Source organism: Alishewanella sp. WH16-1, from assembly GCF_001441695.1.
GTDB classification, from domain to species: Bacteria; Pseudomonadota; Gammaproteobacteria; order Enterobacterales; family Alteromonadaceae; genus Alishewanella; species Alishewanella agri.
On the sequence record NZ_LCWL01000009.1, the window covers coordinates 23,457 to 50,008 of the forward strand.

Here is a 26,552-nt window from a genome sequence, read left to right on the forward strand (position 1 = left end):
AACTTTTTTTCTGCACCTGCTACCTAAGCTTGCGGTATGATAAAACCCGGCGTCGCACTTGGCGCAAGTTATGAGGTGTGGATGGAAAAATTAAATGCGGTGATGTTAATCAAAGCGCTGGCCAGTGAACAGGATGGTTTGTGTTTAGTCCGGCAGTTAGTGCAGTGGTTGTCTTACCCCCGTTTTAGTTTCGAGCGCCGCAAACGCAACCAGAAGTTACTGGAGGCGCTGCCCCTGCACAAAGCTGAATGTGCCAAGATTGCTGATACCATCTTACATTGGCTAACCCAGGTCCATTTATACCCAGCGTTAGTGAGTTTGGGTGTGTTTTCCCGCCGTGGATTTTTTCGGGAACTCTCCGGCCGGCTGTATGAAAAAATTAACCCGGCACCACGCGACCTGAGCGAGTTAAAAGATGTGTTAGCCGAGCTGTATAAAGAAATCCGCCATGATGACGATGACGATCCCGCCGCAGCGTTATTATTCCGGCAATTAACCGAGTTATTGCTCGCCCATGCCAGCACAGCACAACTGCAAAAACTGGATGGGCATTTACATGAAGAGTCGTTGTGTGCGCTGGAAATGCTGAGTGTCTGGATCGCCGCTGAGGAAATGGAACCTGACTTAATGCGGTTAGATAAACGGTTGAATAATATCGATTCAGCCTTTATTGCACTGCACCGTGAACTGACGCAACTGGTTACACATTGCCGGCAGCGCCTGCAGGATACAAGGTTGCCAGCTTATGACGTCGCACACTATCAGGTAATGCTGGAGCAGTGTCATGAGCAGGTTGACCGCTTACGCCGCCGTGCTGCGGCTGCAGGTAGCACCGTTGCCGTGGCACACTTGCTGGAGCGGCTGGAACAAACGCTGGAGCGCATTGCCCAGCTGGTTGAGTTGGTCAGATGTGAGGACCCAGCCAGCTTGCGTGCACAAAGCCTGCAACTGACCGAGCAATTGCTGGATATCAGCCGGGACAATAGCAGTGTGCGGGCCCTGTGGCGCAGCAGCACGCAGCTCTTATCAAAGAGTATTAGCGTCAATAAAAGCAGCCATGGCGAACACTATATTGCCCGTGACAAAAGTCAGTATTTGCGTTTATTCGCGTCGGCAGCCGGGGCCGGCGTGATTATCGCCAGTATGGCGCTGCTAAAAATTTATATTGAACGCCAGGAGCTGTCACCGTTCGCTAATGCGTTATTGGTCAGCCTGAATTATGGCTTAGGTTTTGTGCTGATCCATATGTTGGGCTTGACGGTCGCGACCAAGCAACCGGCAATGACGGCAGCCAGTTTTGCGGCTGAAGTCGAGAAAGGCGAAAACGGCCGGGCGGCGCACAAAAAGCTGGCGAACCTGTTGTTAGATGTAAACCGCTCACAATGGGCGGCCGTCTGGGGCAACGTCAGTATCGCGGTATTAACCGCATCCATTATTGCCCTAAGCTATGCGTTGTGGGCCCAGCAACCACTGCTTAGCAGCAGTGAAGTGAACTATCAATTACAGGCAGTATCGCCCTGGCATGGTTCACTGTTTTTTGCTGCCATTGCCGGTGTTTGGCTGTTTTGTTCCGGGATTATTGCCGGTTTTTTTGAAAACCGGGCCAACTATCTCGATTTGCGGCAACGCTTATTTCACCACCCGTTGTTACGTAAAATATTACCGGAACGTCCCCGCCGTGCCGTGGCCGATTACTGGCACGATAATTACGGCCCCATCGCCGGTAATTTTATTTTTGGCATCTTATTAGGTATGACCGGCTATCTGGGCTATCTGCTTGGATTACCGCTGGATATTCGGCATGTGGCCTTTGCCTCAGCCAATCTGGGTTATAGCACCGTTAGCGGTGAGCTTGGGCCTTTTAGCTTTCTGTTTTATCTGGTGCTGGTGTTATTGATTGGTTTTGTCAATCTTTGGGTAAGTTTTACGCTGGCATTAAACGTGGCGCTGCGCGCCCGGGGTACCCGGATTGGTCAATTTTCTTTACTGCTCAAAAGCGTACTGGAGCAAATTAAACAAAACCCTCTCAATCTGTTTTTTCCGGTGACGGTATTAGCGAAAACGACTGCCAGTGCCAAAAAAACTGACGATTCCTCTCCCGCCAATGAATTAATAAACAAGGGAAAATAATGGCGCAACTGTATTTCTATTATTCGGCGATGAATGCCGGTAAATCGACATCCTTGCTGCAAAGCGCATATAACTATCAGGAAAGAGGCATGGTCGTGGCGATTTACACCGCCGCGTTAGACCATCGCTTTGGTTTGGGTAAGGTCAGCTCCCGCATCGGCCTGGCAATGGATGCCCATGTATTTGATGGCAACTTTAATTTTGTTGAACACGTTTCCAGTATCGTTGCACAAGGCCGGCTCGATTGCGTACTGATTGATGAAGCGCAGTTTTTAACTAAAGCTCAGGTGCGGCAGCTTACCGATGTGGTCGATAAGCTGAGGATCCCGGTTCTGGCTTTTGGTTTACGAACCGACTTTTTAGGTGAAACCTTCGCTGGCAGTCAGGCGTTGCTAGCCTGGGCTGATAAGCTGATAGAGTTAAAAACCATTTGTCACTGTGGTCGCAAAGCCAACTTTGTGGTGCGTTTAGATGAGCAGGGTTTACCGGCAACCGCAGGTTCACAGGTGCAGATCGGCGGTAACGAAAGTTATGTCTCGATGTGCCGGCAACACTTTAAAGATTTGGTTTGGCAAGATCCAGATTAGTCGCTGGCGTTCAGGTTTTCAGATCGATGCGCTGATGAATATTATGCCAGTTATCCGGGAATTTACCTTGCAGTACATAGGAAAAGGCAATTAACTCGGCAATGATCAGATAAAGCTCGCGCGGGATCTGTTCGCCCAACTCCAATTTGCTAAGCAGGCGGGTCAGTTCGGCGTCTTCATGGATTAATACACCATGCTCGCGCGCCAGTTCAATGATATCCTTTGCCAGCTGACCGTGGCCTTTGGCGACAATAAGCGGTGCCGCCTGGCCATCATACTTTAGTGCGGCGGCGATTAATTCCGGTTGTTGATCTGCCTGGCCGGTCATCAACGCCCCCGCCTAGCTTCGTTTTTGGCGGTGTAAATTAAACAGCAGTTCAGCCTCAGCTCTGGGTAATTCGCACTCTCGAATGATCTCTTCCAGATCAGCGCCCAGCTCAACCATTTTCACTGCACGGCTATAAATTTTACTTTCCGGATCACTTAACGCTAGCGCTTGTTGTTGCTCTTGTAGCTCGGCCAACTCTTGCTGTAAACGCTGCTGTTGCTCCTGTATCACCAACACGCGCTGGCCAACGCCAATTACACCCGCTCTGAGCTCTTCGGTCTCGGTTTGCAGCGACGCTTTCTGTTGTTGTACCGACTCCAGTTGTGCGGTTAATACCTGTAGCTGCGCCTGTTGCTTGTTAAATTGTGACCATACCCAGACCATCACTGCAGCAAGTAACAGTACCGGGAACAGGATTAACAAGTAGAGTGTTAGGCTATCAGTCATCAGATACTACTGATCTCATCCCATTCTTCATCGTTTAACATCTTGTTGAGATCCACCAGGATCAACAACTCACCTTCACGATTCGCCACGCCCTGAATAAAGCGCGCGCTTTCATCAGTGCCTACATTAGGTGCATTTTCAATTTCAGACTGTTTCAGGTACACCACTTCCGCCACACTATCAACCAGAATACCGATAACTTGTTTTTCTGCTTCGATAATGACAATCCGGGTATTGTCACTGACTTCGGCTGGCGGTAAGCCAAAACGGGCACGGGTGTCGATAACGGTTACTACGTTACCGCGTAAATTGATGATACCCAGCACATAATCAGGTGAGCCAGGTACCGGGGCAATTTCGGTATAGCGCAGTACTTCCTGAACCTGCATCACGTTGATGCCGTAGGTCTCTTCCTGCAAGCGAAAAGTCACCCACTGTAATACCAGATCAGCGGCCTGATTTTTATCAGCCTGGCCAGAAAACTTATTGCTCATCTACAGCTCCTTATTGGTTTGCGGGTTCAGGCGTTGACATCCAGCCCCTGGTTCAACAACTTAACCAGCTCATCGACATCAACCAACACACATTTCTGTTCTTTAATCAGGCCAGCCATCCAGGGGCGTTTCCCTTCCTGCTCGCGCCATTTTATCTGCTCCGGCTCCAGATTAATGGTATCAATCAGCAGCTCACAGCACAGGCCCCAATCACTGGTGCCAAGCATAATAACATATTGATAGTTTAGCTCTGTTGCCAGTGTAGCAGTATATTTTTCTGGCATCACCCAGCGTGCCGTATCGACCAACTGAATTTTTTGTGCCCGGTGTAACATAATGCCTTTGAACCAATCTGCTTTACCAGGCCAATTATTAATTGGGCCCAGTTCATGAATACCACCAAGCTCTGTCAGCGGTACGGCAATTCTGAGGCCAGCGACACTGAAGAATAGCGCCTGAAAACTACCTTTCCGGTAAGCCTTTTCTACTTTTAGCTGCGGCGGAGGCGTTACCGCCAACCGCTCGGCGATCGGGATAGCCCGCTCGCGGAGTACCGGTGCTGCGACAGGCGCAGCGGTTTCTGTAACAACAGGTGCCACCGTAGCTTTAGCCACAGGCTGCACAACCTGGGTCTGTACCGGCGCTGCCACTACCTTTTCAACAGGCGCGGCAACGGGCGTGGCCTGCGCCAGTAAGCGATTTAACTCGGCTTTCTTCGTCTCAGCTAAGGCCGTTTCCTGTGAAGCCAGCGGCTCGTCTTCCGTTAGCAACGCAGACAAGTAATGCTGGATAACTTTTTGACTGGCAATTAAGTGGCTCATATTAAGCCTCCGGACCTAATTGCAACAAATAGGTCAGTAGCGTGTTATAAGCAAAAACCCCGCGTGATGTGCCAGCAAAGACGTTTGGCGGGGTTTGCGCCAAGGAAGCATCACGAAATTTGGTGTCTACCGGTACCACTGCCGACCAAACCCGATCCTGATACTTTGCTTTCAGCTCTTTGTAGGCTTCCAGCGAGGCTTTGGTCCTTTTGTCATACATAGTAGGAATAATGGTAAAAGCCAACTCTTGTTGCGCATTACGCATTAACGCCATGGTAGCAATCATCCGCTCCAGACCTTTCAGGGCAAGAAACTCGGTTTGTACCGGGATCAACACCCGATCACAGGCCGCCAGTGCATTCACCATCAGCACTCCCATCACCGGCGGACAATCAACCAGCACATAATCATAATCCCGGGAAATCAGTTTTAAGGCTTTCTTCAAAATCAAGCCCATACCTCCTTTGTTACCCATAGATCGATCTAAGGTCGCAAGTGACATTGAGGCAGGCAAAATATCAAGCCGCTCCGCGGTACTCGGACAAAGCGACTGTAAGATCTCTTCGCGGGTAATGGTTTTACCACGGGTAAAAATATCGTAGACGCTGACTTCTAACTCTTCAGCATCAATGCCGAAGTAATAAGTCAGCGATGCATGAGGATCCATGTCTACCAGTAACACGCGATGCCCGCGCTCTGCCAGTAAACCACCAAGGGTCACAGTGGTGGTCGTTTTACCCACGCCACCTTTTTGATTCGCAATTGTCCAAATAACCACGTCTAAGGATCCTGTTGTTCGGGCAGCGCATCCGGATTGTCACGCCGGGTGGTAATTCTGATACCGCCACCGGGCAGCGCAATCACTCTGATACTGCCCTCTTCTTCAGCCATTGTTGATTGCGCAGTCGATTCCGCCGCAGCGGCATTTTCACCATTGGATGCCGCGACCGGGCGATGGCCAAAGCGTGAAATCGCAATTTCAACTTTACGGTTCGCCGCTCTGCCGGCAGCGGTACTATTATCTGCTGCTGGCGCATACTGTCCATAACCTTCGATCGCCATCCGGTGTGACGGTGTACCCAGGCTCTCCAGCAACCGAACCACTGAGGTAGCACGCGCTACCGACAATTCCCAGTTCGACGAAAATAATTCATTAGCAATAGGGATATTATCAGTGTAGCCGCGAATGCGTAAAAAATTATTGATTGGGTTAATAATTTTACTAATTTCCTGTAACACGACCCGCGCCGAACTATTGGTATTGGCGCTACCGGATGGAAAAAGTAAACCGCTGTTCAGTTCAATAATCAACCAGTCCTGCTCCTCCCGCACCCTTGCCAATCCTTGTTCGACTAATTGACTTAATGACTGTGTTAATTCTTGCTCCAGCGATTCCAGCGGACTACCCAGAAACTGTTGATCTAATTGCGCCAGGCGGGTCGCATCAGCAACTAATTCCGGACCTTTAGCCGTATCGATAGAGGAGCCATATTTTGGCAGTTCGCTTTGCGGTGTATTTTGCGTAAGCAGGGCTGGCCCGGTGACGCCGGTTTCACTTTGTTTTGGTTTTTCAAACACCCGGGTCAGGGATTCGGTCAGCACGCTGAACTCCTCATTTTTGACCAGAGATAGGGCATACAGCACGACAAAGAGCGCGAACATTAACGTCATATAGTCGGCGTAAGACACCAGCCAGCGGTCCAGATCTTCGCGTTCGCCCTTATGATGCAGTTTACGCTGGCGGTACATCAGCTACCCCGGCAGATAAGTAGCCAGTTTTGGCTCAATCGACTTTGGATTCTGACCTTGTGCAATCGAGACCAGCCCTTCAATAATCAACTCGTGGTACAGGCTTTGTTGATGAATCAGGTTCTTCAGCTTATTACCAACCGGAATAAACACCAGGTTAGCAAACCCCACGCCATAGATAGTGGCCACAAAAGCCGTGGCAATACCGGCGCCTAACAAGGTCGGATCGTTAATATTCGCCATCGCCTGGATCAAGCCCAATACTGCACCGATAATACCTATGGTTGGGCTGTACCCGCCCATAGCTTCAAAAATACGGGCGCCACGCAACAAGCGCTCACGCTCCAGACTTAACTGAGCGTCCAAAGTCGCTTGCAGTTGCGCTGCATCGGCACCATCGACCAACAGATTTAAGCCTCGGTGTAAAAAGGGATCAGACTCCTGTAAAGCAGCTTCTTCCAGCGATAAAAAACCATTGCTGCGCGCGGCCATCCCCCAGTCAACAATACGGCTAATAGTGCGCTTGACTGGTAAGCGGGAAGATTGAAAGACCCAGGGTAATAAACTCACCCCGAGCCGGAACTGACTAAAAGGCGTTTGTAACATCACAGCGCCAAGGGTACCGCCAAGCACAATAATAAAAGCCGGAAAATGCAATAAGGTGCTGAGGCTGCCGCCCTCCAGCATAAAACCACCAGCGATCGCAATTAAAGCCAGTACCAGACCGGTTAATGCCAGTTTATCCATGCTTAAGCTCCGTCAATAATCTGGAGGCGACATCTTCCAAACTGACCTCTACATCCATTAATCCTGCTGCGGCGATAGCTTGTGGCATACCATATACGACGCAGCTGGCTTCGTCTTGCGCCCAAATTGCTGAGCCTTGCTGCTTTAATAACCGCGCGCCTTCCCGACCGTCAGCGCCCATCCCGGTCAATACGACTGCCAGTACCTTGTCGTGAAACACCTTTGCCGCTGTGGCAAAGGTAATATCAACACTGGGTTTAAAGGTAATGCGTGGCGAGTCATCTTCTTTAATGCGCAGCCGGGCCTGACTTTCACTGCCATCAACCAGCATTTGCTTACCACCAGGTGCCAGATAGGCGACACCGGGCTTTAATACATCGTTATCTTCGGCTTCTTTAATCGTGATCTTGGCCAGGCTGTTCAGGCGCTGCGCAAAAGCGCCGGTAAAGGCGGCTGGCATATGTTGGATCAAGATGATTGGCAGTGGAAAGTCTGCCGGCAAGGCAGTAAGAATGCGCTGCAGTGCCACAGGGCCACCGGTTGAGGTCCCAATCGCCACCAACTTATAGTCTTTGCCACTGGCAGCAAAGTGAGTGCGCGGTGTTAAGGCCGGGCGTTCGAAGCGGCCAACGCGCTCGGTGTCGGTAGCATGTCTAAGCTCTGGCCGCTGCGACTCTAAAGGCCGCCGGGCCAGCGTCGAACTGGCTGAGCGAGCCAATACCGAACTACTAAAAGTACTACGTCCCAACGGCCGACGCCTGGCGACAGCCCTAACCCGCTCCCGCAGCACATCCCCGGCTTCCTGCTTGTCACGGGCGATGTCTTCGAATTTCTTTGGTAAAAAATCAACCGCCCCGGCTTCCAGTGCGTCGAGTGTCGCTTTGGCGCCCTCATGCGTCAACGAAGAGAACATCAGGATCGGGATACGCTGGACTTTCAGAATTTCCCGCACCGCCGAGATACCGTCCAACACCGGCATTTCGATATCCATGGTAATCACATCAGGTTTCAGCGCTAAGGCTTTGTCGACGGCCTCCCGGCCATTAACTGCACTGTCGATGACCTCCAGTTCCGGATCCGCTGACAAGATTTCTTGTAATCGTCTGCGGAAAAAGCTGGAGTCATCAACAATTAATACCCGAATGGCCATAAAATCCCTATTTACCCATGGAGTCGGTTGAATTGTTCAAATTTTATTTTTGACTTTTTCGCGTAATGCTTTAACAAATTCGGTACATCAAGGATCAGTGCGATACCACCGTCTGAGGTGATGGTCGCCCCGGCCATACCCGGTGTGCCTTGTAACAGTGCGTCCAGCGCTTTGATCACCACCTCTTCCTGACCAATTAACTGATCAACGACGAAACCCACTTGTTGCTGACCGATTTGCACTATCACCACATGACCTTGCGCCCGGCGCAGCTTTTTATCCGAGTTTTTCACCAGCCAATGCTCAAGATAAAACAGCGGAATAGCTTTGTTGCGCACGACAATAGTTAACTGACCATCGACAATATTGGTTTTCGCCAGATCCAGATGGAAAATTTCATTCACGCCCGCTAGCGGCAACGCAAAGGTTTGTTTGCCAACAATCACCATCAGCGTGGGTAAGATCGCTAAAGTAAGCGGAACTTTAATTTCCAGCAGTGTGCCTTCGCCAAGTTTGGAGTGGATGTGTACAGTGCCGTTAAGCTGGGTAATTTTGGTTTTCACTACATCCATACCAACGCCACGACCTGAGATATCAGAGATTTGCTCTTTGGTGGAAAAACCAGGCGCAAAAATCAGATTAAAGGCATCGGTATCTGACATCCGGGCGGCGGTATCGGTATCGATAACCCCACGCTTGATCGCCAGTTTTTTTAATTTCTCCGGATCCATACCGGCGCCATCGTCCTGAATGGTTAGCAGGATATGATCGCCCGCTTGCTGTGCTGCTAATTTCACGATCCCGGTGCGCGGCTTGCCGGCGGCCTGACGGATATCCGGCAACTCAATGCCGTGATCGACCGAATTTCGCACCAAATGCACCAGCGGATCGGCTAAGGCTTCGACCAGGTTTTTATCCAGATCGGTTTCTTCACCTTCCAGAATAAGTTCAATATCCTTTTTCAGTGAGCGCGCTAAATCCCGCACCACCCTGGGGAAACGGCCAAAGACTTTTTTGATGGGCTGCATCCGGGTTTTCATGACGGCGCCCTGAATATCGGCGGTCACAACATCCAAATTAGCAATCGCCTTACTCATTTCTTCACTTTGCGCTGAACTGGACAGGCTTACCAAACGATTACGCACCAGCACCAATTCACCAACCATATTCATAATTTGGTCAAGGCGTTTGGTATCAACCCGTACTGTGGTTTCCGCGGCAACTGCGCCTTTATCTGCCGCAGCACCTGCTGCCGGCGCGACCGGTGCTTCTGCTGCTTTTGCAGGTACTGCAGCAGGAGCGGCTACTGGCTCCGGAGTGGGCTGGCGCTCTACTTCGGCTTTCGGCGCGGCGTCTACCGGGGCTTTACCTTTGCCATGCAGCTGATCCAGCAGCGCTTCAAATTCATCGTCGGTAATTTCATCGTCTTTTTTCGCTGCCGCCACCGGTGTTGCTGTCGGTGCTGGTGACGCGGGGCTCGCTTTTACTTCAGGCTGGAAACTACCTTTACCATGTAACTGATCCAGTAAGGCTTCAAACTCATCATCGGTAATATCATCACCAGACGCTGACGATGCCGACGGTGTTGAAGGCACAGCTGCAGCTGCTGTTGACCGGCCAGGTGCACCTGCACCATGTAACTCGTCGAGCATCCGCTCAAACTCATCCTCGGTCATGCTATCGAGATCATCGTCACCGGACGCCGCTACAGCAGGGGCGCTTGGGGTAACTGGTGCTTCAACTTTCGGGCTGACGGCTGCAGGTGCAGCGTTTGGTGCGGCTTCGCCTGGTCGTTCGGGTTCAGAGTAAAAATGCAGTGCATCCAGTAGGGCTGGATCGGCTGGTGTCAGTGGTTGCCGCGCTTTGACTTCTGCAAACATCGCATTGACAGCGTCTAACGCTTGCAAGATCACGTCCATCAGTTCCGGGGTAACCTGACGCTTACCGGTGCGCAGAATATCAAACACATTTTCTGCACCGTGGCAGGCATCGACCAGCTCACCTAATGACAGAAATCCAGCGCCACCTTTTACGGTATGGAAACCGCGAAAAATCGCATTTAACAAAGCGGTATCTTGTGGATTATTTTCCAGCTCAACCAGCTGTTCCTGTAACAGTTCAAGTATTTCGCCCGCTTCGACCAGAAAGTCCTGGAGGATGTCTTCATCCATATCAAAACTCATCAGTAAGCACCTCCGTTAAAAACCTAAGCTGGATAACAGGTCATCCACATCGTCCTGGCCGTTAACCACGTCGTCCCGATCCTCTTTATCGATGATCGGTCCCTCAGCTTCACCCGCCAGAACTTTTTTCTTCGCTGGTTTTTGTTCCAGAAATTGGGTGTTACTTTTACCAAAAGCCGTTAACAAGCCGATTAAACTTTCTTCAACTTCCCTGACCAGCTCAATGACCCGGCGTAAAATCTGCCCGGTCAAATCCTGATAATCCTGCGCCATCAACACGTCAGTGAGTAACTGATTTAACAAGGTTGACTGATCGACGGTCTGTTTTAAAAAGCCATCCATGCCATGGCACAGTGTTTTGAATTCACCCAGTTGTAATTGCCGTGTCATCAGCTTCTGCCATTGCGGCATAATACGATTAAGCTGTTGGTTTAATTCGTCGGCAATCGGCAGGCAGGACTCTACCGCATCCATAGTACGGTTGGCGGCCTGTTCTGTCATATCAATAACATGGTTCAGACGCTTTTTCGCGTCTGGAATATCCTCTTCGAGAATATTACTAAGGGAGGGATCAATCTGAAAATTTTTAAGGGAGTCATGCAGTTGGCGGGTAAGTTTCCCCACTTCTGCGAACAGCTCTGATGAACCTGGCATACCCAGTTGCTGCACCAGTTGGTTCGCAATGTCCTGCTCACCCATTTCCAGTAATTGGACTAATTCCTTAGCCTGTTCAAGTGTAATCAGCGGGGCCGTAGCAGCAGGCATGGTGTGACTCCTCGGTTAAATACGGCTTAACCTATCCGCTCGAATACCTTCGCCAACTTTTCCTGTAAGGTTGCAGCAGTAAAAGGTTTGACGATATAGCCATTTACGCCAGCCTGCGCGGCGGCGATGATTTGTTCTTTTTTGGCTTCGGCTGTGACCATCAGTACCGGGATATGCTTCAATTTGGCATCTGCGCGAATGGCGCGCAGTAAATCAATGCCTTGCATGCCTGGCATATTCCAGTCCGTTACCACGAAATCAAAGTCACCACCTTGCAGCATCGGTAAGGCAGTGCTGCCGTCATCTGCTTCAGATATGTTGGTAAAGCCCAAATCGCGCAGCAGGTTTTTGATAATACGTCTCATGGTTGAAAAATCATCCACCACGAGAATTTTCATGTTCTTATCCAAAGTCCCCTCCGAAGAGAAAGTCGTCCTGCAAAGCAGGAAACATTACAACCAAGCCTGCATTCGGGCTTTTAACCGCACCAATGCCTGACTATGAATCTGACTGACCCGTGACTCGCTGACATCCAGCACCGCCCCGATCTCTTTTAAGTTTAGTTCGTCATTATAATACAACGACAATACTAACGCTTCCCGCTCCGGTAAACTACTGATATGTTTTACTAAGGCTGAATTAAAGGCTTCATTAGCCTGTTCTTGATACAGTTGATCATGTTCAACATCATCCGCCGTAACCAGCACATCTTCAGATATTCCCAAGTCTTCAATACCAATAATCCGACCAGAGCTTACATCACTAAGCATATGATGATATTCATCTAAAGAGATAGCAAGTTTTTCTGCAACTTCAAAGTCCCTAACATCGCGACCTAACTGCGCTTCCAGTTCGGCGATGGTATCGGCAATCAGGCGGGCATTACGGTGCACCGAGCGTGGCGTCCAGTCGCCACGGCGGATATCATCAAGCATCGCGCCGCGGATCCGAATGCCGGCGAAGGTTTCAAAACTGGCGCCTTTAGAACCATCGAAGTTTTTCGCAGCTTCTAACAGGCCGATCATGCCGGCTTGGATCAGATCATCAGCTTGAACACTGGCCGGTAAACGCGCCAGTAAGTGGTAGGCTATACGCTTAACCAAAGGGGCATGGCGTTCCACCATTTGTTGCATCTGGTCCACACCACCATAAGCGGCTAACTTACTGTTCACAGAACCCCCTACTCAGATTGCGGCTGCACCAGTTGTTCCAGAAAGAATTCCAAGTGACCGGATGCCGTATCAGGCAAGGGCCATTTCACGGCTTTTAATGCTAAGGCTTTTACGGCCATACTGGCAGCTGTGGTCGGATAGGCGTCAATAAAGGCTTTTTGTTTGCGCGCCGCCCGCCGTACGTTTTCGTCCTGCGGTACTGTTGCAACCAACTCCAGACTGACATCAAGAAATCTGTCGGTAACACGAGTCAGTTTAGCAAATAATTCCTGCCCTTCTTTGATGCTTCGCACCATATTGGCAACAATTTTAAATTTTTCTACCCCATGATCACGGCTGAGAATTTTCATCAGGGCATAGGCATCGGTAATCGAAGAGGGTTCATCACAGACTACCACCAGCACATCCTGTGACGCCCGCGAGAAACTCAGTACCATATCCGAGATACCAGCCGCGGTATCCACCAGTAACACGTCAACCGGGGTCTGCAACTCACTAAACGCCCGGATCAGGCTGGCATGCTCGACCGGCGATAATTCGGTCATGTCCTGATTGCCGGACGTCGCTGGGATAATTTGAATGCCAAAAGGCCCGGTGACCAAAATATCGTCTAGGGTGGCAGTACCTGCCAGCACATGAGACAAGTTTTTTTCAACTCTAAGACCAAGCATCACATCACAATTCGCTAGTCCTAAATCCGCGTCCAGGACTAACACTCTCTTACCGAGCTGTGCCAACGCCATAGCAAGGTTCAGGGTGATGTTGGTTTTACCTACCCCACCTTTGCCACCGGTAATCGATATGACTTTGCTTTTTTGTTTATTCATGCGTCTGAGACCACTGGCCTGATCATCTGCTGCTAATTTATTAGGCATACACTGCATCTGCTTGAGACATCTCATTCTGGTACCACTGATGTGATGGTGCACAATGTTGTAATCGTAATTGTTCGGCCTGTGCCACCAGCTCTGCTGCGTCTGCCACTTTTAAGTCTTCAGGTACCCGCTGCCCGTCGGTCAGATAACTAATAGGCAACGCCTGTTGCAACGCCACGTTAATGGCTTCACCCAGACTTAAACATTCATCGAGCTTGGTAAAGATACAACCTGACAGCGCTATGCGCTTGAATTGTTGCATACTTTCCTGCATCACTTTTGCCTGTGCTGTTGCAGACAATACCAGATAACTACGGATTTTGACACGAGAGTTATGCACCAGTGATGCCAGCTGTTCAGCCAGACGCAGATCCCGTTGGCTCATGCCGGCGGTGTCAATCAGAATCAGTTTACGTTGTTGCAGTTGATTCAACAAGATTGAGAGTTCCTCACTGTCTTTTGCTTGCTTAACCGGACAACCAATAATCCGGCCGAAGGTTGCCAGCTGCTCGAAAGCACCAATGCGGAAACAATCGGTGGTGATCAATGCGACTTGATCGGCGCCATGCCGTTTGGCAAAGCCCGCGGCCAGTTTTGCTACTGTGGTCGTTTTGCCAACGCCCGTCGGCCCAACCAACGCGACCACACCGCCACGGCGTAAAATGTCATCATTAGTCGTCGTTAACTGCCCGGCAAGTAATTCCAACGCAGTTTGCCAGGCATCTTTAACATTTAAATCTTCTGGCATAAAGCACGCAAGTTGATCAGCCACCTGCTCCGACAACCCCAGTTGTTGCAGATTTTCGATCACTAATGCCCTTACCGGCTCGCGTCGTGCCAGATCCTGCCACATTAATCCAGAAACCTGATGCTGTAACAATTGGCGCATTGAAAACATTTCCGCCTGCATTTGCGCAAACTGTTGTTGCATCAGCTCGGCTTGCTGTTGTTGTAATTTGCTTAACTCCTGCCATTGCGGCGAACTCATCGCCTGAGCGGCAGAATTTTGACGTTCAAACTGTGGCGCCCGGTTCACGGCAGCGGCTGGTGCCTGGCCAGTAGATGGATCTGCAGCAACGGCTGGCTTAGCATTAGCCGATGCCAGTTCACGACTCTGTTGCTTTAGCATCTGCCGGGCTAACAAGGCCCGTAGCGAATCGGCCGGCTCTGCTTCGGCCTGATCATCAATCCGGATATTGACTTTTGGCTCGGCGCGCTTGGTCAGCGGCGTAATATCTTCCACCCGCGCGTTTGCGCCTGGCTTGCTGCTGGTGGCAGGTTCGGCATCAATAGCGGCAACAATTTCTACCCCTTCAGCGACCTTTTTATTTGACAGGATAATCGCATCAGGTCCGAGAAACTCTTTGACTTCAGCCAGGGCGCTGCGCATATCTTTGGCAACAAAGCGTTTGATTTTCATGAGTTACTCCTAGTTCGACTGACCGATAACGCTAACAATGCGGATTTGCTTATCATCCGGAATCTCCTGATACGACAGCACCCGTAATCCTGGAATAGTGTATTTCACGAATCGTGCCATCACTGAGCGTAAAATTCCTGACGTCAACATTACCGCACTTTCGCCAGTCAGCTCTTGATTCTGATGCGCTTCTTGTAACGACTGTTGGATGCGATCGGCTAATCCCGGTTCAATGCCGGCGCCGTCGTTACCGGCTGCCTGCATGGATTGATGCAGCATTTGTTCAAGTTCTGGTGCAAAGGTAATAACCGGAATTTCCTGTTTGCTACCCACCACTTCCTGCACGATCAGCCGACGCAGCGCAATACGGCAGGCCGCGGTTAACACGTCAATATCCTGACTCTTAGCACCATACTCCACCAGTGTTTGCACGATAGTACGCATATCACGGATCGGCACACCTTCGTGCAGCAAGTTTTGTAGTACTTTGACCACAGCGGTCAGCGGCAGGGTCTCCGGAACCAGACCCTCTACCAGTTTCGGCGAGTGCTTACCGAGCATATCCAGCAGATTTTGTACTTCTTCGTGGCCTAGCAGGCTGGCGGCATTATTGGTCAGAATTTGACTAAGATGAGTGGCAACAACCGTGGCAGCATCAACCACGGTATAACCCAAGGTTTGCGCATGCTCACGCTGATCTTTGCTGATCCAAACGGCATCTAAGCCAAATGCCGGATCTTTAGTGGCGATGCCTTTGACGGTACCAAACACCTGCCCCGGGTTAATCGCCAGCTCGTTATCATGGCGCAGTTCTCCCTCACCGTTCGTCACTCCCATTAACGCCACCCGATAGCTGTTGGGTTCCAGATCCAGGTTATCGCGAATATGTACCGGCGGCACCAGGAAACCTAATTCCTGCGATAGCTTTTTACGTACACCTTTAATCCGGTTTAATAGCTCGCCGCCCTGCGCTTTATCGACCAAGGGGATTAAACGGTAACCCACTTCCAAACCGATAACATCTACGCCCTGAACATCATCCCAACCAATTTCTTTAACCGGCTGACTATCCGCCATTTGCTGACCACTTACGTTAGCAGGTCGGGGCTGTAGTTGTGCGACCTTAGCCGTTGCCAGTTTTTTGGTATACCAGGCAACGCCACCCAACAGAGCCGCTAATGATAGAAAGGCGAAATGTGGCATACCGGGTACAATTCCCATCAGGGTCATCACACCGGCGGCGATAAATAACACATCAGTGTTATCACCAAGCTGACTTTGCATCTGCTTGCCGAGATCACCCTCTTTATTCTGCCGGGTGACGATAATCGCTGTACCGATAGACAGTAATAAACCGGGAATTTGTGCTACCAGGCCATCACCAATCGTCAGTAAGGTATAAATTTCCATCGCCTCGCCAAAACTGAGGCTATGTTGCATCATGCCGATAAACAAGCCACCAACCAGATTGATCACCAGGATTACAATGCCAGCTATGGCATCACCTTTGACAAATTTACTGGCACCGTCCATCGAGCCATAAAAATCGGCTTCACTGGTGACTTCTTCGCGGCGGGTACGGGCTTCTTCCTGCGTAATCAAACCAGAGTTAAGATCAGCATCAATCGCCATTTGTTTACCTGGCATCGCATCCAGCGTAAAACGGGCTGACACTTCAGCGATTCGACCAGCACCCTTGGTCACCACCACAAAGTTGATGATAATTAAGATCAGGAATACAACGATACCAACGGCATAGTTACCGCCAATTACCACCGAGCCGAAGGCTTCAATGACGGCACCCGCGGCGTCACCACCATTATGCCCTTCAAGTAACACCACCCGGGTGCTGGCAACGTTCAGCGCTAAACGCAGAATAGTTGCCACCAGCAGCACGCTGGGGAAAATACCAAAATCCAGCGGTCTTTTGGTGTAGATAGTCACCAGTAGCACCACCAGTGCCAACGCAATATTAAAAGAGAACAACACATCCAACATCAGCGGCGGTAGCGGTAATACCACCATCGCTAACGCAGCCAGGATCAGAATGGGCGTGCCCACTCCCTTGAGATGCCGAAGATGAGCTTTATCGAATTTACTAAAATACTGGGCTAACTGCATGCGTGACCTGACAAAGTGTTGACACAACGGCAGGTTTCAGCAAGAAGTGTTCCATTGTGGATATCTAGTCGCGCAAGTGGCGAAATTAGCAGCGCTAACGAATCACCTTAGTGCCGCACATCCTCAGGAATAGGTAACTCTTTTGCCAGCGCTTTCGGGCGACTACCTTTGCCTTTACGGTACAGATTAAGCTGGAATACATAAGCCAGCACCTGCGCAACCGCAGCAAACAACTGCTCCGGGATCGGATGGTCCAGCTTGGTGGTGTAATAAATGGAACGCGCCAGCGCCGGCGACTCAATAATCGGGATTTTATGCTCAGTGGCAATTTTCCGGATATGCATCGCCACCTCATCCACACCTTTAGCGACCACTGCCGGTGCCCGGAATTTACCCTGATCGTATTTAAGCGCCACGGCATAGTGCGTTGGGTTAGTCACGATTACATCTGCCGTTGGTACCTGCTGCATCATACGCTTCATCGACATCTGCATCTGGGTACGACGAATACGGGCTTTGATTTCCGGGCTACCTTCAGTGTTTTTATGTTCGTCCTTGATTTCCTGTAACGACATTTTCAGTTGTTTGGTATGATTCCAAACCTGATAGGGCGCATCGACCACCGCAATCACCGAAATACTGGCGCATAGGCCCAAAAACAACCACCCCAGAAAATACAACGCTGATTCGATATTATTTGGCTCGCTCATCAGCGACAGCGACATGATGTCCATAAAAAAGACTTTTAGCAGCACATAAGCAACGCCTACGACTACCGCGACTTTCAAAATACTTTTTAACAACTCCATCAGCGCCTGTAAGCCAAACATCCGTTTAAAGCCCTGGATTGGACTCATTTTACTCGCTTTGGGGCCCGCGGCCTCCCAGCTAAAATTAAAACCTCCCAACAAAATGCTGCCAACAAAAGCGGCAACCAGAATCAGCGAAAAGATACCGGCTAACGGCGCAGCTAACTCTCTGCCGGCATCACCCCAGGCGGTAAACATACTATTGGTTTCAAAAATATCTTTTTGGTCCAGCCGCATCATGCGCTGGCCAATATTCAGCATCGCCATGGCCAGCATCTTGCCAAATACCAGCAATGCCGCCGCGCTGCCGATTAACACAAAAGCCGTGCCAAGGTCATTTGAGCGGGCGATTTGGCCCTTTTTTGCTGCGTCTTGCAGCTTCTTGGGGGTGGGCTGTTCGGTTTTTTCGGCGCCGGAATCTTCTGCCACGTCAGCCTCCTAGCAACCAATCAGCCGGCAGCTATAGTCGATGACATGCTCCCATTGCTTTTCATAATGAAATAAGAAGGTATCCAGCGTCAGCCAAAGGATCAGTAAGCCGGATAACATAGTAATCGGGAAACCGATCGAGAAGATATTCAGCTGAGGTGCAGCGCGGGTCATAATGCCAAACGACAGGTTTACCACCAGCATGGCGACTATGGGTGCTAAAGCAATAGCCAGAGCGGTAGCAAACATCCAGCCACCAAACTCAATAATGGTCCAATAGCTGGTTACATCCCACCACTCGCCGTTAATTGGCAGCGTTTCAAAACTAAACACCAGCATCTGAATCATAATCAGATGACCGTTAAAGACAAAGAATAATAAACTCGCCAGGATCAGGTAAAACTGACCAATTGCCGGCACTGTCATGCCACTGGCCGGATCGGCCATCGACGCAAAAGCCAAACCGGTTTGCGTTGCCAGTAACTGACCGGCCAGCACGAAGGTATTGATAAACATCAACGAAATAAAGCCCAGCGCGAAACCAATCGTCAGCTGCAACATCACCTCTAACACCATGGCAAAGGAAATCAGCTCTGGGTAGACGGTTTTGGGCAGCATCGGCATCATCACCACCGTGATCAACACCACCAAACCGGTTTTTATCCGGGTGGGGATATTACGCACGCCCAGACCCGCCATAATCATCAGCATGCCAGATACCCGACACAGCGGCAGCAAAAAATCCGCTATGGTCTGCATCAGGGTCGCCATCAGAATTTCCATTGGCGCTGACCTAACCCACAACCTGTGGAATACTTTGGTACAATTCGATGGTGTAGTCCATAATGACCCGCACCAACCAATGACCGCCGAAAATCAGTGCCAGCAAGGTGACAATTAAGCGTGGTAAGAAGCTTAAGGTTTGTTCGTTAATTGAAGTTGCCGCCTGAAACACCGCCACAACTAAGCCCACAAACAGCGAAGGCAAAATAATGGCACTAACCAGCAAAATCACAATAAATAAGGAGTCGCGCAGCACATCGACAAAGGTTTCCGGACTCATGTGCCAACTCCATAACTGGTCGCCAGAGTCCCCATCACTAAGATCCAGCCATCCACCAAGACAAACATCATCAGCTTAAACGGCAGCGAAATAATCATCGGTGATAGCATCATCATACCCATCGCCATCAGCACACTGGCCACGACCAGATCGATAATCAGAAACGGGATAAACAACATAAAGCCAATTTGGAACGCGGTTTTCAGCTCACTGGTGACAAAAGCCGGAATCACCACCGTCATCGGATAATCCTGCGTATTCTCGGCTACCTCCAGCCCGGCAATCTGAGCAAAGGTATCCAGGTCGCGCACCCGGGTCTGATGCAGCATAAAAGCCTTTAACGGCACAATAGCCGCGTCCAGCGCCTGCACAGGATCCAGCGTCTCTTCCAGATAAGGCTGGATCGCCTGTTCATTAATAGTTTTGAACACCGGCGCCATAATAAAAAAGGTTAAAAATAACGTAATACCGATCAGCACCTGGTTTGACGGGGTTTGCTGTAAACCGATAGCCTGACGCAAAATTGCCAGTACTACGATGATGCGGGTGAAGCTGGTCATCATAATCACCATCGCCGGAATAAAACTCAGCGCGGTCATAATCGCCAGTACTTGCAGCGTTACACTATAGGACTGAGAGCCATCGGCATTGGTGGTAACAGTAACGGCCGATAAGGTGCCATTATCGGCCAGCAGTTGTGGGCTTAGCAGCGCCAGCAACAGAATAAACAGCAATCGCAGCATGCAAACATCTATTTTTTCAGGAATGACTGCAGCTGTGTATGAAAATCTGATGCCAACTTTTCTTCCGGAAGAGGATTTTCTAATTCAAACAGCAAATTGATGCTGTGAGGCGTTACACCTATCACCCGCTGTTTTCCTTGTATTTCAATAATTAAGATACGTTCACGCTGCCCGAGTGGCAGGGTGCAAATTACTTTCATATGCCGGCTGCCCGGCAGGCGCAATGTCAATTTTTTGAATAACCAGCCCAGACCCAACACCAACAAAATCACCAGTGCCAGAGAAATGGCGATTTTGCCAAGCGCCATTGAACCACTGCTATTATCGCTGCCAGGGTTTAATACAGCGTCACGGCTGACTAACCGGTTGGGACGGCTATTTTCAGTGGGCAAAGGTTCGGCAACTGGCTCCTCTGCCGGACTCTGTGCCGCTGCTGTTGCTACTTGTTGGCTTGGCTCTGCTGCCACCTGATTCGATGCGGTAACACCAATGGGTGACAGCAGCAGTAGCAGTGATAACGCAAGTTTTGCGACCAGTTTTAGCATCAGCGCAGCTTCTTAATCCGTTCGATCTGACTAATCACGTCAGTCAGCCGGATACCGAATTTGTCGTTCACCACAACAACTTCGCCGTGCGCGATTAGCGTGCCGTTTACCAGCACATCCAGCGGTTCACCGGCGATCCGGTCCAGCTCCACAACTGAGCCCTGATTCAGTTGTAGCAAGTTGCGGATGCTGATTTTGGCCCGACCGACTTCCATTGAGATGGTAACCGGAATATCCAAAATGGTATCCAGCTTGCGTTTATCAACTGCGGCACCTTTTTCATCCTGCAACTCTTCCAGTTCGACGGCTTTAGCTTCGCCCTCGGCCTCCGCCATGGCGGCTGCCCATTCGTCCATGGTGTCCTGATCATTTGCCATTTTGTTTACCTTCTGTCTCTGTCGCTGAAATTCAGATCAGCTTCTAATTCTGAGATATCGGCATCATTATCCAGACGCCGGCCACCTTTGGTGAACACCTGTAGTTCTGACTTAACAGATTCAGGGCGTTTAATTTTTTCAATAATTTTCAGCGCAACGTTATCGCGCGACCGTCCGACCTTAGCCCGGAAGGTGGGCAGATCCTCAACCATAACCGTGACATGCCCCGGAATATCAACCGGGATAATATCACCAGCTTTTAGCTCCATAATATCGCGCAGCGTTAAATCTACATCCAGCATACGGGTGGTGAGATCGACTTTCACATCCATAATTTCATCACGCAAGGCTTTCGACCAACGTAGGTCTGTATCTTCCTTGTCGCTTTGTACCCCGGCATCCAACAGTTCACGTATGGGCTCCAGCATCGAATAAGGCAGCGCGACATGGAAATCGCCACCACCGCCGTCCAGTTCAATATGAAAGGAGCTGATCACCACCACTTCGGTCGGACTGACGATATTAGCCATCGCCGGGTTAACTTCAGAGTCAAGGTACTCGAATGACACGTCCATTACCGGCGCCCAGGCCTCTTTATAATCTTCAAAGATTAACTTCAGCAGCATCTGAATAATGCGCCGCTCGGTCGGAGTAAATTCGCGGCCCTCTATCTTGGCATGGTAGCGGCCATCGCCGCCGAAGAAGTTATCTACCAGAATAAAGACTAACCGCGCTTCCATGGTAATCAGGCCTGTGCCCTTTAACGGCCGAAAGCGCACCATATTCAAGCTGGTTGGTACAAACAAAGTGTGCACATACTCGCCGAATTTAATCATTTGCACGCCGTTTATTGAGACCTCTGCAGTACGACGCATCATATTAAACAGGCTAATCCGCATATGGCGGGCAAAACGCTCGTTAACCATCTCCAGGGTCGGCATCCGGCCACGGACAATGCGATCCTGAGATGAGAAATCGAACTGCATAGTGCGGGAGCCGTCACCGGGCTCACTGGCGTCGACTTCTTCTTCGACAACTTCATCAACGCCATGCAATAGCGCATCTATTTCATCTTGCGATAATAAATCCGACACTGTTGCTCACTCTTATTGCATGACAAAACCGGTAAACAGAATTTCTGCTACCACCACAGTACCTACCACGTCCAGCATGGCATTTTGTAAATCAATCAAAGCGCGGTTTTTCAGCTCTTCTTTACCGGTCGTTGTAATCAACTCATCGGCATTTGCCGCACTAAAGGTTGCTAATAAGGTACCTTCAATTAACGGGATATGTCTCAGCGCTAAAGCCTGATTCGCATCACCGCGCACCATTATTTGTACCCGAATCTGAACTAAGCGGTCCCGGCTACTGCCTGCCACATTAAACACAAAAGGCCGGGGCATCTGTACATATAACGCCGAACCGCTGATCGCTGCATTTTCTGCGCTCCCTGTTGGCGCAGCGCTCTCCTCAACTAAATCCTGAGGGGCACTACTCTCGTCCGACAACAGAAAATACCCGCCAGCCACTATCACCGCCAACAATACGGCAGCGCCGACTAATATCAACTTTTTGCGTTTTGCTGCCTTATCAACTAACTCTAACTCGTTATCGGCCATCGCTATCGGCTCCCGTCCTGGCTGAGTACCTGCTACTGGTTATTATGCTCACTGCGGTTTCGCTTTGTAAACGAAAAGTCCGGTCGATAGAACGACAATAGCGGATTATGCATAATAATCCACCAGCCTTTCCCGATGTTGTACCTCAACCGTGTTGGCAGCAGGCAAATCATCATTAAAATTTTCTGCTGAATTATTTGCTGTTTGTCCCGGGCGCGAGCTACCATCACCATTACCTTGCTGCTGCCGGCTATGTTGCTGCACCTGCCCTTCTCCGAGCTGAATCCCCTGTTGCTGCAACAGCTCGCGCAAGCGTGGCATTTGTTGTTCTAATAATTCTTTTGCGTGTTGCTGCTGCACAATAAACTGCACTGAGGCCTGTTCCTGCTGTAAGTTAATGCGGATTTGCATCTGCCCTAACTCGGCGGGATCAAGACGGATTTCTGCCACCTGAATATTCTGTCGCACCATTAACTGCACGCGTTCGCGTAACTGCCCCGCTGCATCTTGCTGCTGCAAATTAAGCTGTTTAAGTCGGGCGCTTAGCTCAGGCACTGGTGTTTTCTCACTTGCACGCTGAGCGGCTACAACGCTGGCAACTGAGGCGTCAAGCCGGGCCAGTTGCTGCTGAAAGCTCTCGCTCTGAGTGCTACCTTGGCCTGAGGAGCCAGATGCCAGCGTCACTTCTAACCGACTCGGTTGAAATAAGCGTTGCTCGGTTCCCTGTTCCGCTCCCCGCTCATCGCCGGTAGATTTAGCATTGGTATCGATCTTTAATACATCATTGCTACTGGCCATGTTAGCTGGTTGTTGACTAGTCTGCCGGCTGGCTTTTGACTCCTGAGTGCTGGCAGAATCAGCAGGACTTAATGCAGTACGAGCCACTGCCTCTGCCTGCACTGCTACCTGAGGTGCAGCTGTCGCGTCTATTAAAGGCCTTACGTCCTCTCGTATGGTATTACCGGCAATGTCGCGTTCTGCCCCTTCCCGGCCAGACAAGGCAGATGTCGTTGGTGTCATGACTGGCTGAACTAGCGCATCCGGCGCTGTTGAAGCTTGGTTTAACGCTTTACTTTGGCTCAGTTCAGTGACTCCAGATACAGCGCTTGCTTCTTTTTCTTTGCTGCTGACTGATTCGACTGGATAAGTTGATTGCGCGGCTGCTGGCTGCTGCTCACTTGTATGAGCGGCCTTAATTACACTCTGTGCTATTGCCGTTGGCTTAGATTTGGCATCATTACCCTGGCTTTGTGCAACCTGTGCTGACAGTTTAGCCTCTGATGCAGATCGATCAGCCCGTTTTTGTTCCGCTTCTCTTTGCTGAGCTTTAGGCGCAGTAGCAGAAATAACTTCACTCTGCTCTGTTCCCGGCACCGGAGTTAAACCATCGTCAGGTAACTGGGTATCGGCCAGCGTAACCGGTTGTGATTGTGCTTGCACACTGCCTGTCGCCTTACGCTCGTTATTTGCTGTTGTGACTGCAGGATTAGGCACAGAGGTGATGCTGTCTTCAGACAATACCGGTGTCACAGCTTTTAATTTAGTGTCATCCTCTTTATTGCCGGCATGAGCTGTCAAATCTTTGTCAGATGCAACAGGTAAAGCCGTGTCGCGAATAACCGAAAGTTCATCTTCAACCGGCTCAGCCTTATCAAGCTGCGGCTGCGGCACTATATGGTGCTGCTCAGCGGCAGTGTCCGCTTTTTTCTGTAACTGACTGGCAGTGAGGTTAGCACGTTGGATTAAGCCCAGCAGCTCGCCAGCTGCGTCAGTAACGTTTGAAGACTCGTCAGATGCTGTTGGTTGCGTATTAGTATCAGCAGATTCATTAGCTGCCTTGCTAAGTTGAGTGTCTTTGCCGGGCACCGCCGGCTTGGCTTGATGATTTACCCCGTGTCCCACGTCTTGTGTTACAGCGGCAACATCTTGCCGGACAGTTCCATCGGCTTGTTCACTTGCCAATACTTGCCGGAAGCGCTCGGCCTGTTGTTGCAGCTCCGGACTCGTCTGACTAAGGTTAGCCGCTGACGCGTCAATACTTAACATATTGTCTGTGCTGCTAAATAACACTGAAAACTGTAAACCCTGTGTCATGTTTATGATGCCTTCTGTCAGCGGTTACTACGGGTAGCAAACTGGTTTATAACCATTGCATACAAAAAACAGGCCACTTTTTGTGATTAGTAATGTTCAGCCAACTGCTGTTGATAAAAACGCTGTGCCGCATATTCGTCGGCCAGTTTCTGTTGTTGCCGTTGCTGCAGCAACTGTTCGCGCTGCTGTGCCTGTTCGACTAATTTTTCCAGGGCTTTACGTTTGGTTTGCATCTTCAGCCAGCTTTGCCGGCGTTGCTCCGCAACATTGCGGCTTTGCTGCACCACCCGCCCCTGCTGACTGAGTGCCTCATCAAGTTTGCTGATAAAGGCAACGTACTGGTTGTACAACCGGCCACCCAAGCCAATGGCGCCTTGTTGCATACTTTGTTGGATATACTCTGTGCGATAATTCGCCAGCCCCTGATATTTTTGCTCCGCCAACTGAAACTGCTGCTGCGCTTTGACAAACTGCGCCTGCAGTTTTTCTTCGCGCTCTTTTTGTACCCGGATTAACATCGCGAGTTTATTACTGCTCATGCTCTACCCCGCTGCGTTGGCGCTAACTGACTCAAGGCCGTTAAACAATCGTCATAGGGCACCACTTCTTTCATGCCCTGCTGCAAAAATTGGTTGATCCGCGGCAACATGTTGATGGCCTGGTCCAGTTGTGGATCGCTACCGCGAACATAAGCACCAATAGCAATCAGATCTTTGCTTTGCTGATAACTGGCGTAAAGCTGCCTGATACTGCGCGCCAATAACTGGTGCTCTTCACTGGTAATGGCTGGCATCACCCGGCTGATGGATTTTTCAATATCAATCGCCGGAAAATGCCCGGCATCAGCCAGGTTACGGGACAGTACAATATGCCCATCCAGAATAGCGCGGGATGCATCGGCAATAGGGTCCTGCAAATCGTCTCCCTCTGATAACACGGTATAAAATGCAGTAATCGAACCCTGATTACCCGAGCCGTTGCCGGCTCGCTCAACCAGTGCTGGCAGTTTAGCGAATACCGAGGGCGGATAACCTTTGGTTGCCGGTGGCTCTCCCACCGCCAGGGCGATCTCGCGTTGTGCCTGCGCATAACGGGTAATAGAATCGATTAACAGCAATACATCCAAACCCTGATCGCGAAAGTACTCCGCCACCTGGACGGCCGTTTCGCAGCCTTTTAAGCGCATTAACGGCGACACATCGGCCGGCGCGGCGACCACGACAGAGCGCGCCTTACCGTCTTCACCGAGGATTTCATCGATAAATTCTTTCACTTCGCGGCCACGCTCACCCACCAGGCCGACGACGATAACATCGGCAGCGGTACCGCGGGTCATCATACCTAACAGCACGCTCTTACCTACGCCGGAGCCGGCAAATAAGCCCATACGCTGGCCCTTACCCACCGTCAGGATCGCATTAATCGATCGCACCCCAACATCCAGCGGTTGCTTAATCGGCCGGCGATGCAGCGGGTTAATAGCTTTGCCTTTACCGCTGGCGTATTGACTGGCGGTAATAGGGCCTTTGCCGTCAAGTGGCCGGCCAACGCCATCAATCACCCGGCCTAACAACGCCATGCTCAGTGGTATACCTTTATATTGCAACATCGGGGTGACTTTGGCGCCGGGGACTACGCCCTCGATCTCTTCCTGCGGCATCAGAAATACCCGATCCTGGGCAAAGCCGACGACTTCGGCCAGAATTTCACCGCGGGCACTTTCTACCAGACAGGCCTGGCCAATAGCGGCACTGCAGCCGGTGGCTTCCAGTGTCAAGCCGACAACCCGCACCAAGCGGCCGGATACTGCCGGGCGACTGCGATGAATATATTGATGTTGCTGCTGCAAATGTTGCAGCAGACTTGCGCTATCGGCCATAA

General features: G+C 50.5%; 28 protein-coding genes. 2 read left to right on the forward strand and 26 right to left on the reverse strand.

From position 1 onward, the window contains the following. Positions 1-81 precede the first annotated feature (81 nt). Both AAY72_RS01080 and AAY72_RS01085 read left to right on the forward strand, forming a co-directional pair. A complete protein-coding gene (locus tag AAY72_RS01080) occupies positions 82-2,130 on the forward strand; it encodes a recombinase (RefSeq protein ID WP_057785370.1) in 2,049 nt (682 codons plus the stop codon). Next, positions 2,130-2,717 carry a thymidine kinase gene (locus AAY72_RS01085; RefSeq protein WP_008983089.1) on the forward strand — a complete coding sequence of 196 codons (588 nt, stop codon included), beginning with the start codon at positions 2,130-2,132 and terminating at the stop codon, positions 2,715-2,717. The genes AAY72_RS01080 and AAY72_RS01085 overlap by 1 nt, the downstream gene beginning before the upstream one ends. Positions 2,718-2,727: 10 nt before the next feature. On the opposite strand, the gene AAY72_RS01090 is transcribed toward AAY72_RS01085, so the two are convergent. The 26 genes from AAY72_RS01090 to fliI all read right to left on the reverse strand — a co-directional run bounded on the left by AAY72_RS01090 (position 2,728) and on the right by fliI (position 26,550). After that, complete coding sequence (locus tag AAY72_RS01090; protein ID WP_057785239.1) at positions 2,728-3,045, reverse strand: EscU/YscU/HrcU family type III secretion system export apparatus switch protein; 318 nt, start codon at positions 3,043-3,045, stop codon at positions 2,728-2,730. A 12-nt stretch (positions 3,046-3,057) separates the two neighbouring features. Then, positions 3,058-3,492 carry a DUF2802 domain-containing protein gene (locus tag AAY72_RS01095; protein WP_057785240.1) on the reverse strand — a complete coding sequence of 145 codons (435 nt, stop codon included), beginning with the start codon at positions 3,490-3,492 and terminating at the stop codon, positions 3,058-3,060. Continuing rightward, entirely contained in the window at positions 3,492-3,986 is a 495-nt protein-coding gene (locus AAY72_RS01100; RefSeq protein ID WP_057785241.1) for a chemotaxis protein CheW, read from the reverse strand. The genes AAY72_RS01095 and AAY72_RS01100 overlap by 1 nt, the downstream gene beginning before the upstream one ends. 26 nt (positions 3,987-4,012) lie before the next feature. Continuing rightward, the gene (locus tag AAY72_RS01105; RefSeq protein ID WP_057785242.1) at positions 4,013-4,807 is read right to left on the reverse strand and encodes a chemotaxis protein CheW; all 795 of its coding nucleotides are present in this window, start codon (positions 4,805-4,807) and stop codon (positions 4,013-4,015) included. 1 nt (position 4,808) lies between these two features. Next, entirely contained in the window at positions 4,809-5,585 is a 777-nt protein-coding gene (locus tag AAY72_RS01110; RefSeq protein WP_008983084.1) for a ParA family protein, read from the reverse strand. 2 nt (positions 5,586-5,587) lie between these two features. Further along, entirely contained in the window at positions 5,588-6,556 is a 969-nt protein-coding gene (locus AAY72_RS01115) for a flagellar motor protein MotB (RefSeq protein WP_057785243.1), read from the reverse strand. 3 nt (positions 6,557-6,559) lie between these two features. Further along, positions 6,560-7,303, reverse strand: coding sequence for a flagellar motor protein (locus AAY72_RS01120; protein WP_057785244.1), 744 nt, complete (start codon positions 7,301-7,303; stop codon positions 6,560-6,562). Beyond that, positions 7,296-8,453 (reverse strand): chemotaxis response regulator protein-glutamate methylesterase, encoded by a 1,158-nt coding sequence (locus AAY72_RS01125; RefSeq protein WP_057785245.1) that lies wholly within the window; start codon positions 8,451-8,453, stop codon positions 7,296-7,298. Before AAY72_RS01125 ends, AAY72_RS01120 begins: the two co-directional genes overlap by 8 nt. An 11-nt stretch (positions 8,454-8,464) precedes the next feature. Beyond that, a complete protein-coding gene (locus tag AAY72_RS01130) occupies positions 8,465-10,636 on the reverse strand; it encodes a chemotaxis protein CheA (RefSeq protein WP_057785246.1) in 2,172 nt (723 codons plus the stop codon). 15 nt (positions 10,637-10,651) lie between these two features. After that, a complete protein-coding gene (locus tag AAY72_RS01135; RefSeq protein WP_008983079.1) occupies positions 10,652-11,401 on the reverse strand; it encodes a protein phosphatase CheZ in 750 nt (249 codons plus the stop codon). A 26-nt stretch (positions 11,402-11,427) separates the two neighbouring features. After that, on the reverse strand, positions 11,428-11,811 hold the full coding sequence (gene cheY, locus AAY72_RS01140) for a chemotaxis response regulator CheY (RefSeq protein ID WP_008949667.1): 384 nt from the start codon (positions 11,809-11,811) through the stop codon (positions 11,428-11,430). Positions 11,812-11,853: 42 nt separating this feature from the next. Then, positions 11,854-12,534, reverse strand: a complete 681-nt coding sequence (locus tag AAY72_RS01145) for an RNA polymerase sigma factor FliA (RefSeq protein WP_197408356.1) — start codon at positions 12,532-12,534, stop codon at positions 11,854-11,856. A gap of 47 nt (positions 12,535-12,581) precedes the next feature. Then, a complete protein-coding gene (locus tag AAY72_RS01150; protein ID WP_057785247.1) occupies positions 12,582-13,448 on the reverse strand; it encodes a MinD/ParA family protein in 867 nt (288 codons plus the stop codon). Then, complete coding sequence (flhF, locus tag AAY72_RS01155) at positions 13,441-14,868, reverse strand: flagellar biosynthesis protein FlhF (RefSeq protein ID WP_057785248.1); 1,428 nt, start codon at positions 14,866-14,868, stop codon at positions 13,441-13,443. The genes AAY72_RS01150 and flhF overlap by 8 nt, the downstream gene beginning before the upstream one ends. Positions 14,869-14,877: 9 nt before the next feature. Beyond that, positions 14,878-16,989: a flagellar biosynthesis protein FlhA gene (flhA, locus tag AAY72_RS01160; RefSeq protein WP_008983075.1), complete on the reverse strand. Its 2,112-nt coding sequence runs from the start codon at positions 16,987-16,989 to the stop codon at positions 14,878-14,880. Between the two features lie 107 nt (positions 16,990-17,096). Beyond that, on the reverse strand, positions 17,097-18,227 hold the full coding sequence (gene flhB / locus AAY72_RS01165) for a flagellar biosynthesis protein FlhB (RefSeq protein ID WP_057785249.1): 1,131 nt from the start codon (positions 18,225-18,227) through the stop codon (positions 17,097-17,099). Between the two features lie 9 nt (positions 18,228-18,236). After that, positions 18,237-19,010 (reverse strand): flagellar biosynthetic protein FliR, encoded by a 774-nt coding sequence (fliR, locus tag AAY72_RS01170; RefSeq protein ID WP_197408354.1) that lies wholly within the window; start codon positions 19,008-19,010, stop codon positions 18,237-18,239. A gap of 10 nt (positions 19,011-19,020) precedes the next feature. After that, a complete protein-coding gene (gene fliQ, locus AAY72_RS01175) occupies positions 19,021-19,290 on the reverse strand; it encodes a flagellar biosynthesis protein FliQ (RefSeq protein ID WP_057785250.1) in 270 nt (89 codons plus the stop codon). Continuing rightward, a complete protein-coding gene (gene fliP / locus AAY72_RS01180; RefSeq protein WP_008983071.1) occupies positions 19,287-20,033 on the reverse strand; it encodes a flagellar type III secretion system pore protein FliP in 747 nt (248 codons plus the stop codon). The genes fliQ and fliP overlap by 4 nt, the downstream gene beginning before the upstream one ends. Before the next feature lie 8 nt (positions 20,034-20,041). Further along, positions 20,042-20,578 (reverse strand): flagellar biosynthetic protein FliO, encoded by a 537-nt coding sequence (gene fliO / locus AAY72_RS01185; RefSeq protein WP_057785251.1) that lies wholly within the window; start codon positions 20,576-20,578, stop codon positions 20,042-20,044. Beyond that, the gene (gene fliN / locus AAY72_RS01190) at positions 20,578-20,955 is read right to left on the reverse strand and encodes a flagellar motor switch protein FliN (protein WP_057785252.1); all 378 of its coding nucleotides are present in this window, start codon (positions 20,953-20,955) and stop codon (positions 20,578-20,580) included. Before fliN ends, fliO begins: the two co-directional genes overlap by 1 nt. A 5-nt stretch (positions 20,956-20,960) precedes the next feature. Beyond that, positions 20,961-22,049: a flagellar motor switch protein FliM gene (fliM, locus tag AAY72_RS01195; protein WP_008983068.1), complete on the reverse strand. Its 1,089-nt coding sequence runs from the start codon at positions 22,047-22,049 to the stop codon at positions 20,961-20,963. Positions 22,050-22,061: 12 nt separating this feature from the next. Beyond that, positions 22,062-22,577, reverse strand: a complete 516-nt coding sequence (fliL, locus tag AAY72_RS01200) for a flagellar basal body-associated protein FliL (RefSeq protein WP_057785253.1) — start codon at positions 22,575-22,577, stop codon at positions 22,062-22,064. 105 nt (positions 22,578-22,682) lie between these two features. Next, on the reverse strand, positions 22,683-24,671 hold the full coding sequence (locus AAY72_RS01205) for a flagellar hook-length control protein FliK (protein WP_057785254.1): 1,989 nt from the start codon (positions 24,669-24,671) through the stop codon (positions 22,683-22,685). Positions 24,672-24,757: 86 nt separating this feature from the next. Then, positions 24,758-25,210, reverse strand: a complete 453-nt coding sequence (fliJ, locus tag AAY72_RS01210; RefSeq protein ID WP_057785255.1) for a flagellar export protein FliJ — start codon at positions 25,208-25,210, stop codon at positions 24,758-24,760. Next, a complete protein-coding gene (gene fliI / locus AAY72_RS01215; protein WP_057785256.1) occupies positions 25,207-26,550 on the reverse strand; it encodes a flagellar protein export ATPase FliI in 1,344 nt (447 codons plus the stop codon). The genes fliJ and fliI overlap by 4 nt, the downstream gene beginning before the upstream one ends. Positions 26,551-26,552: the final 2 nt, after the last annotated feature.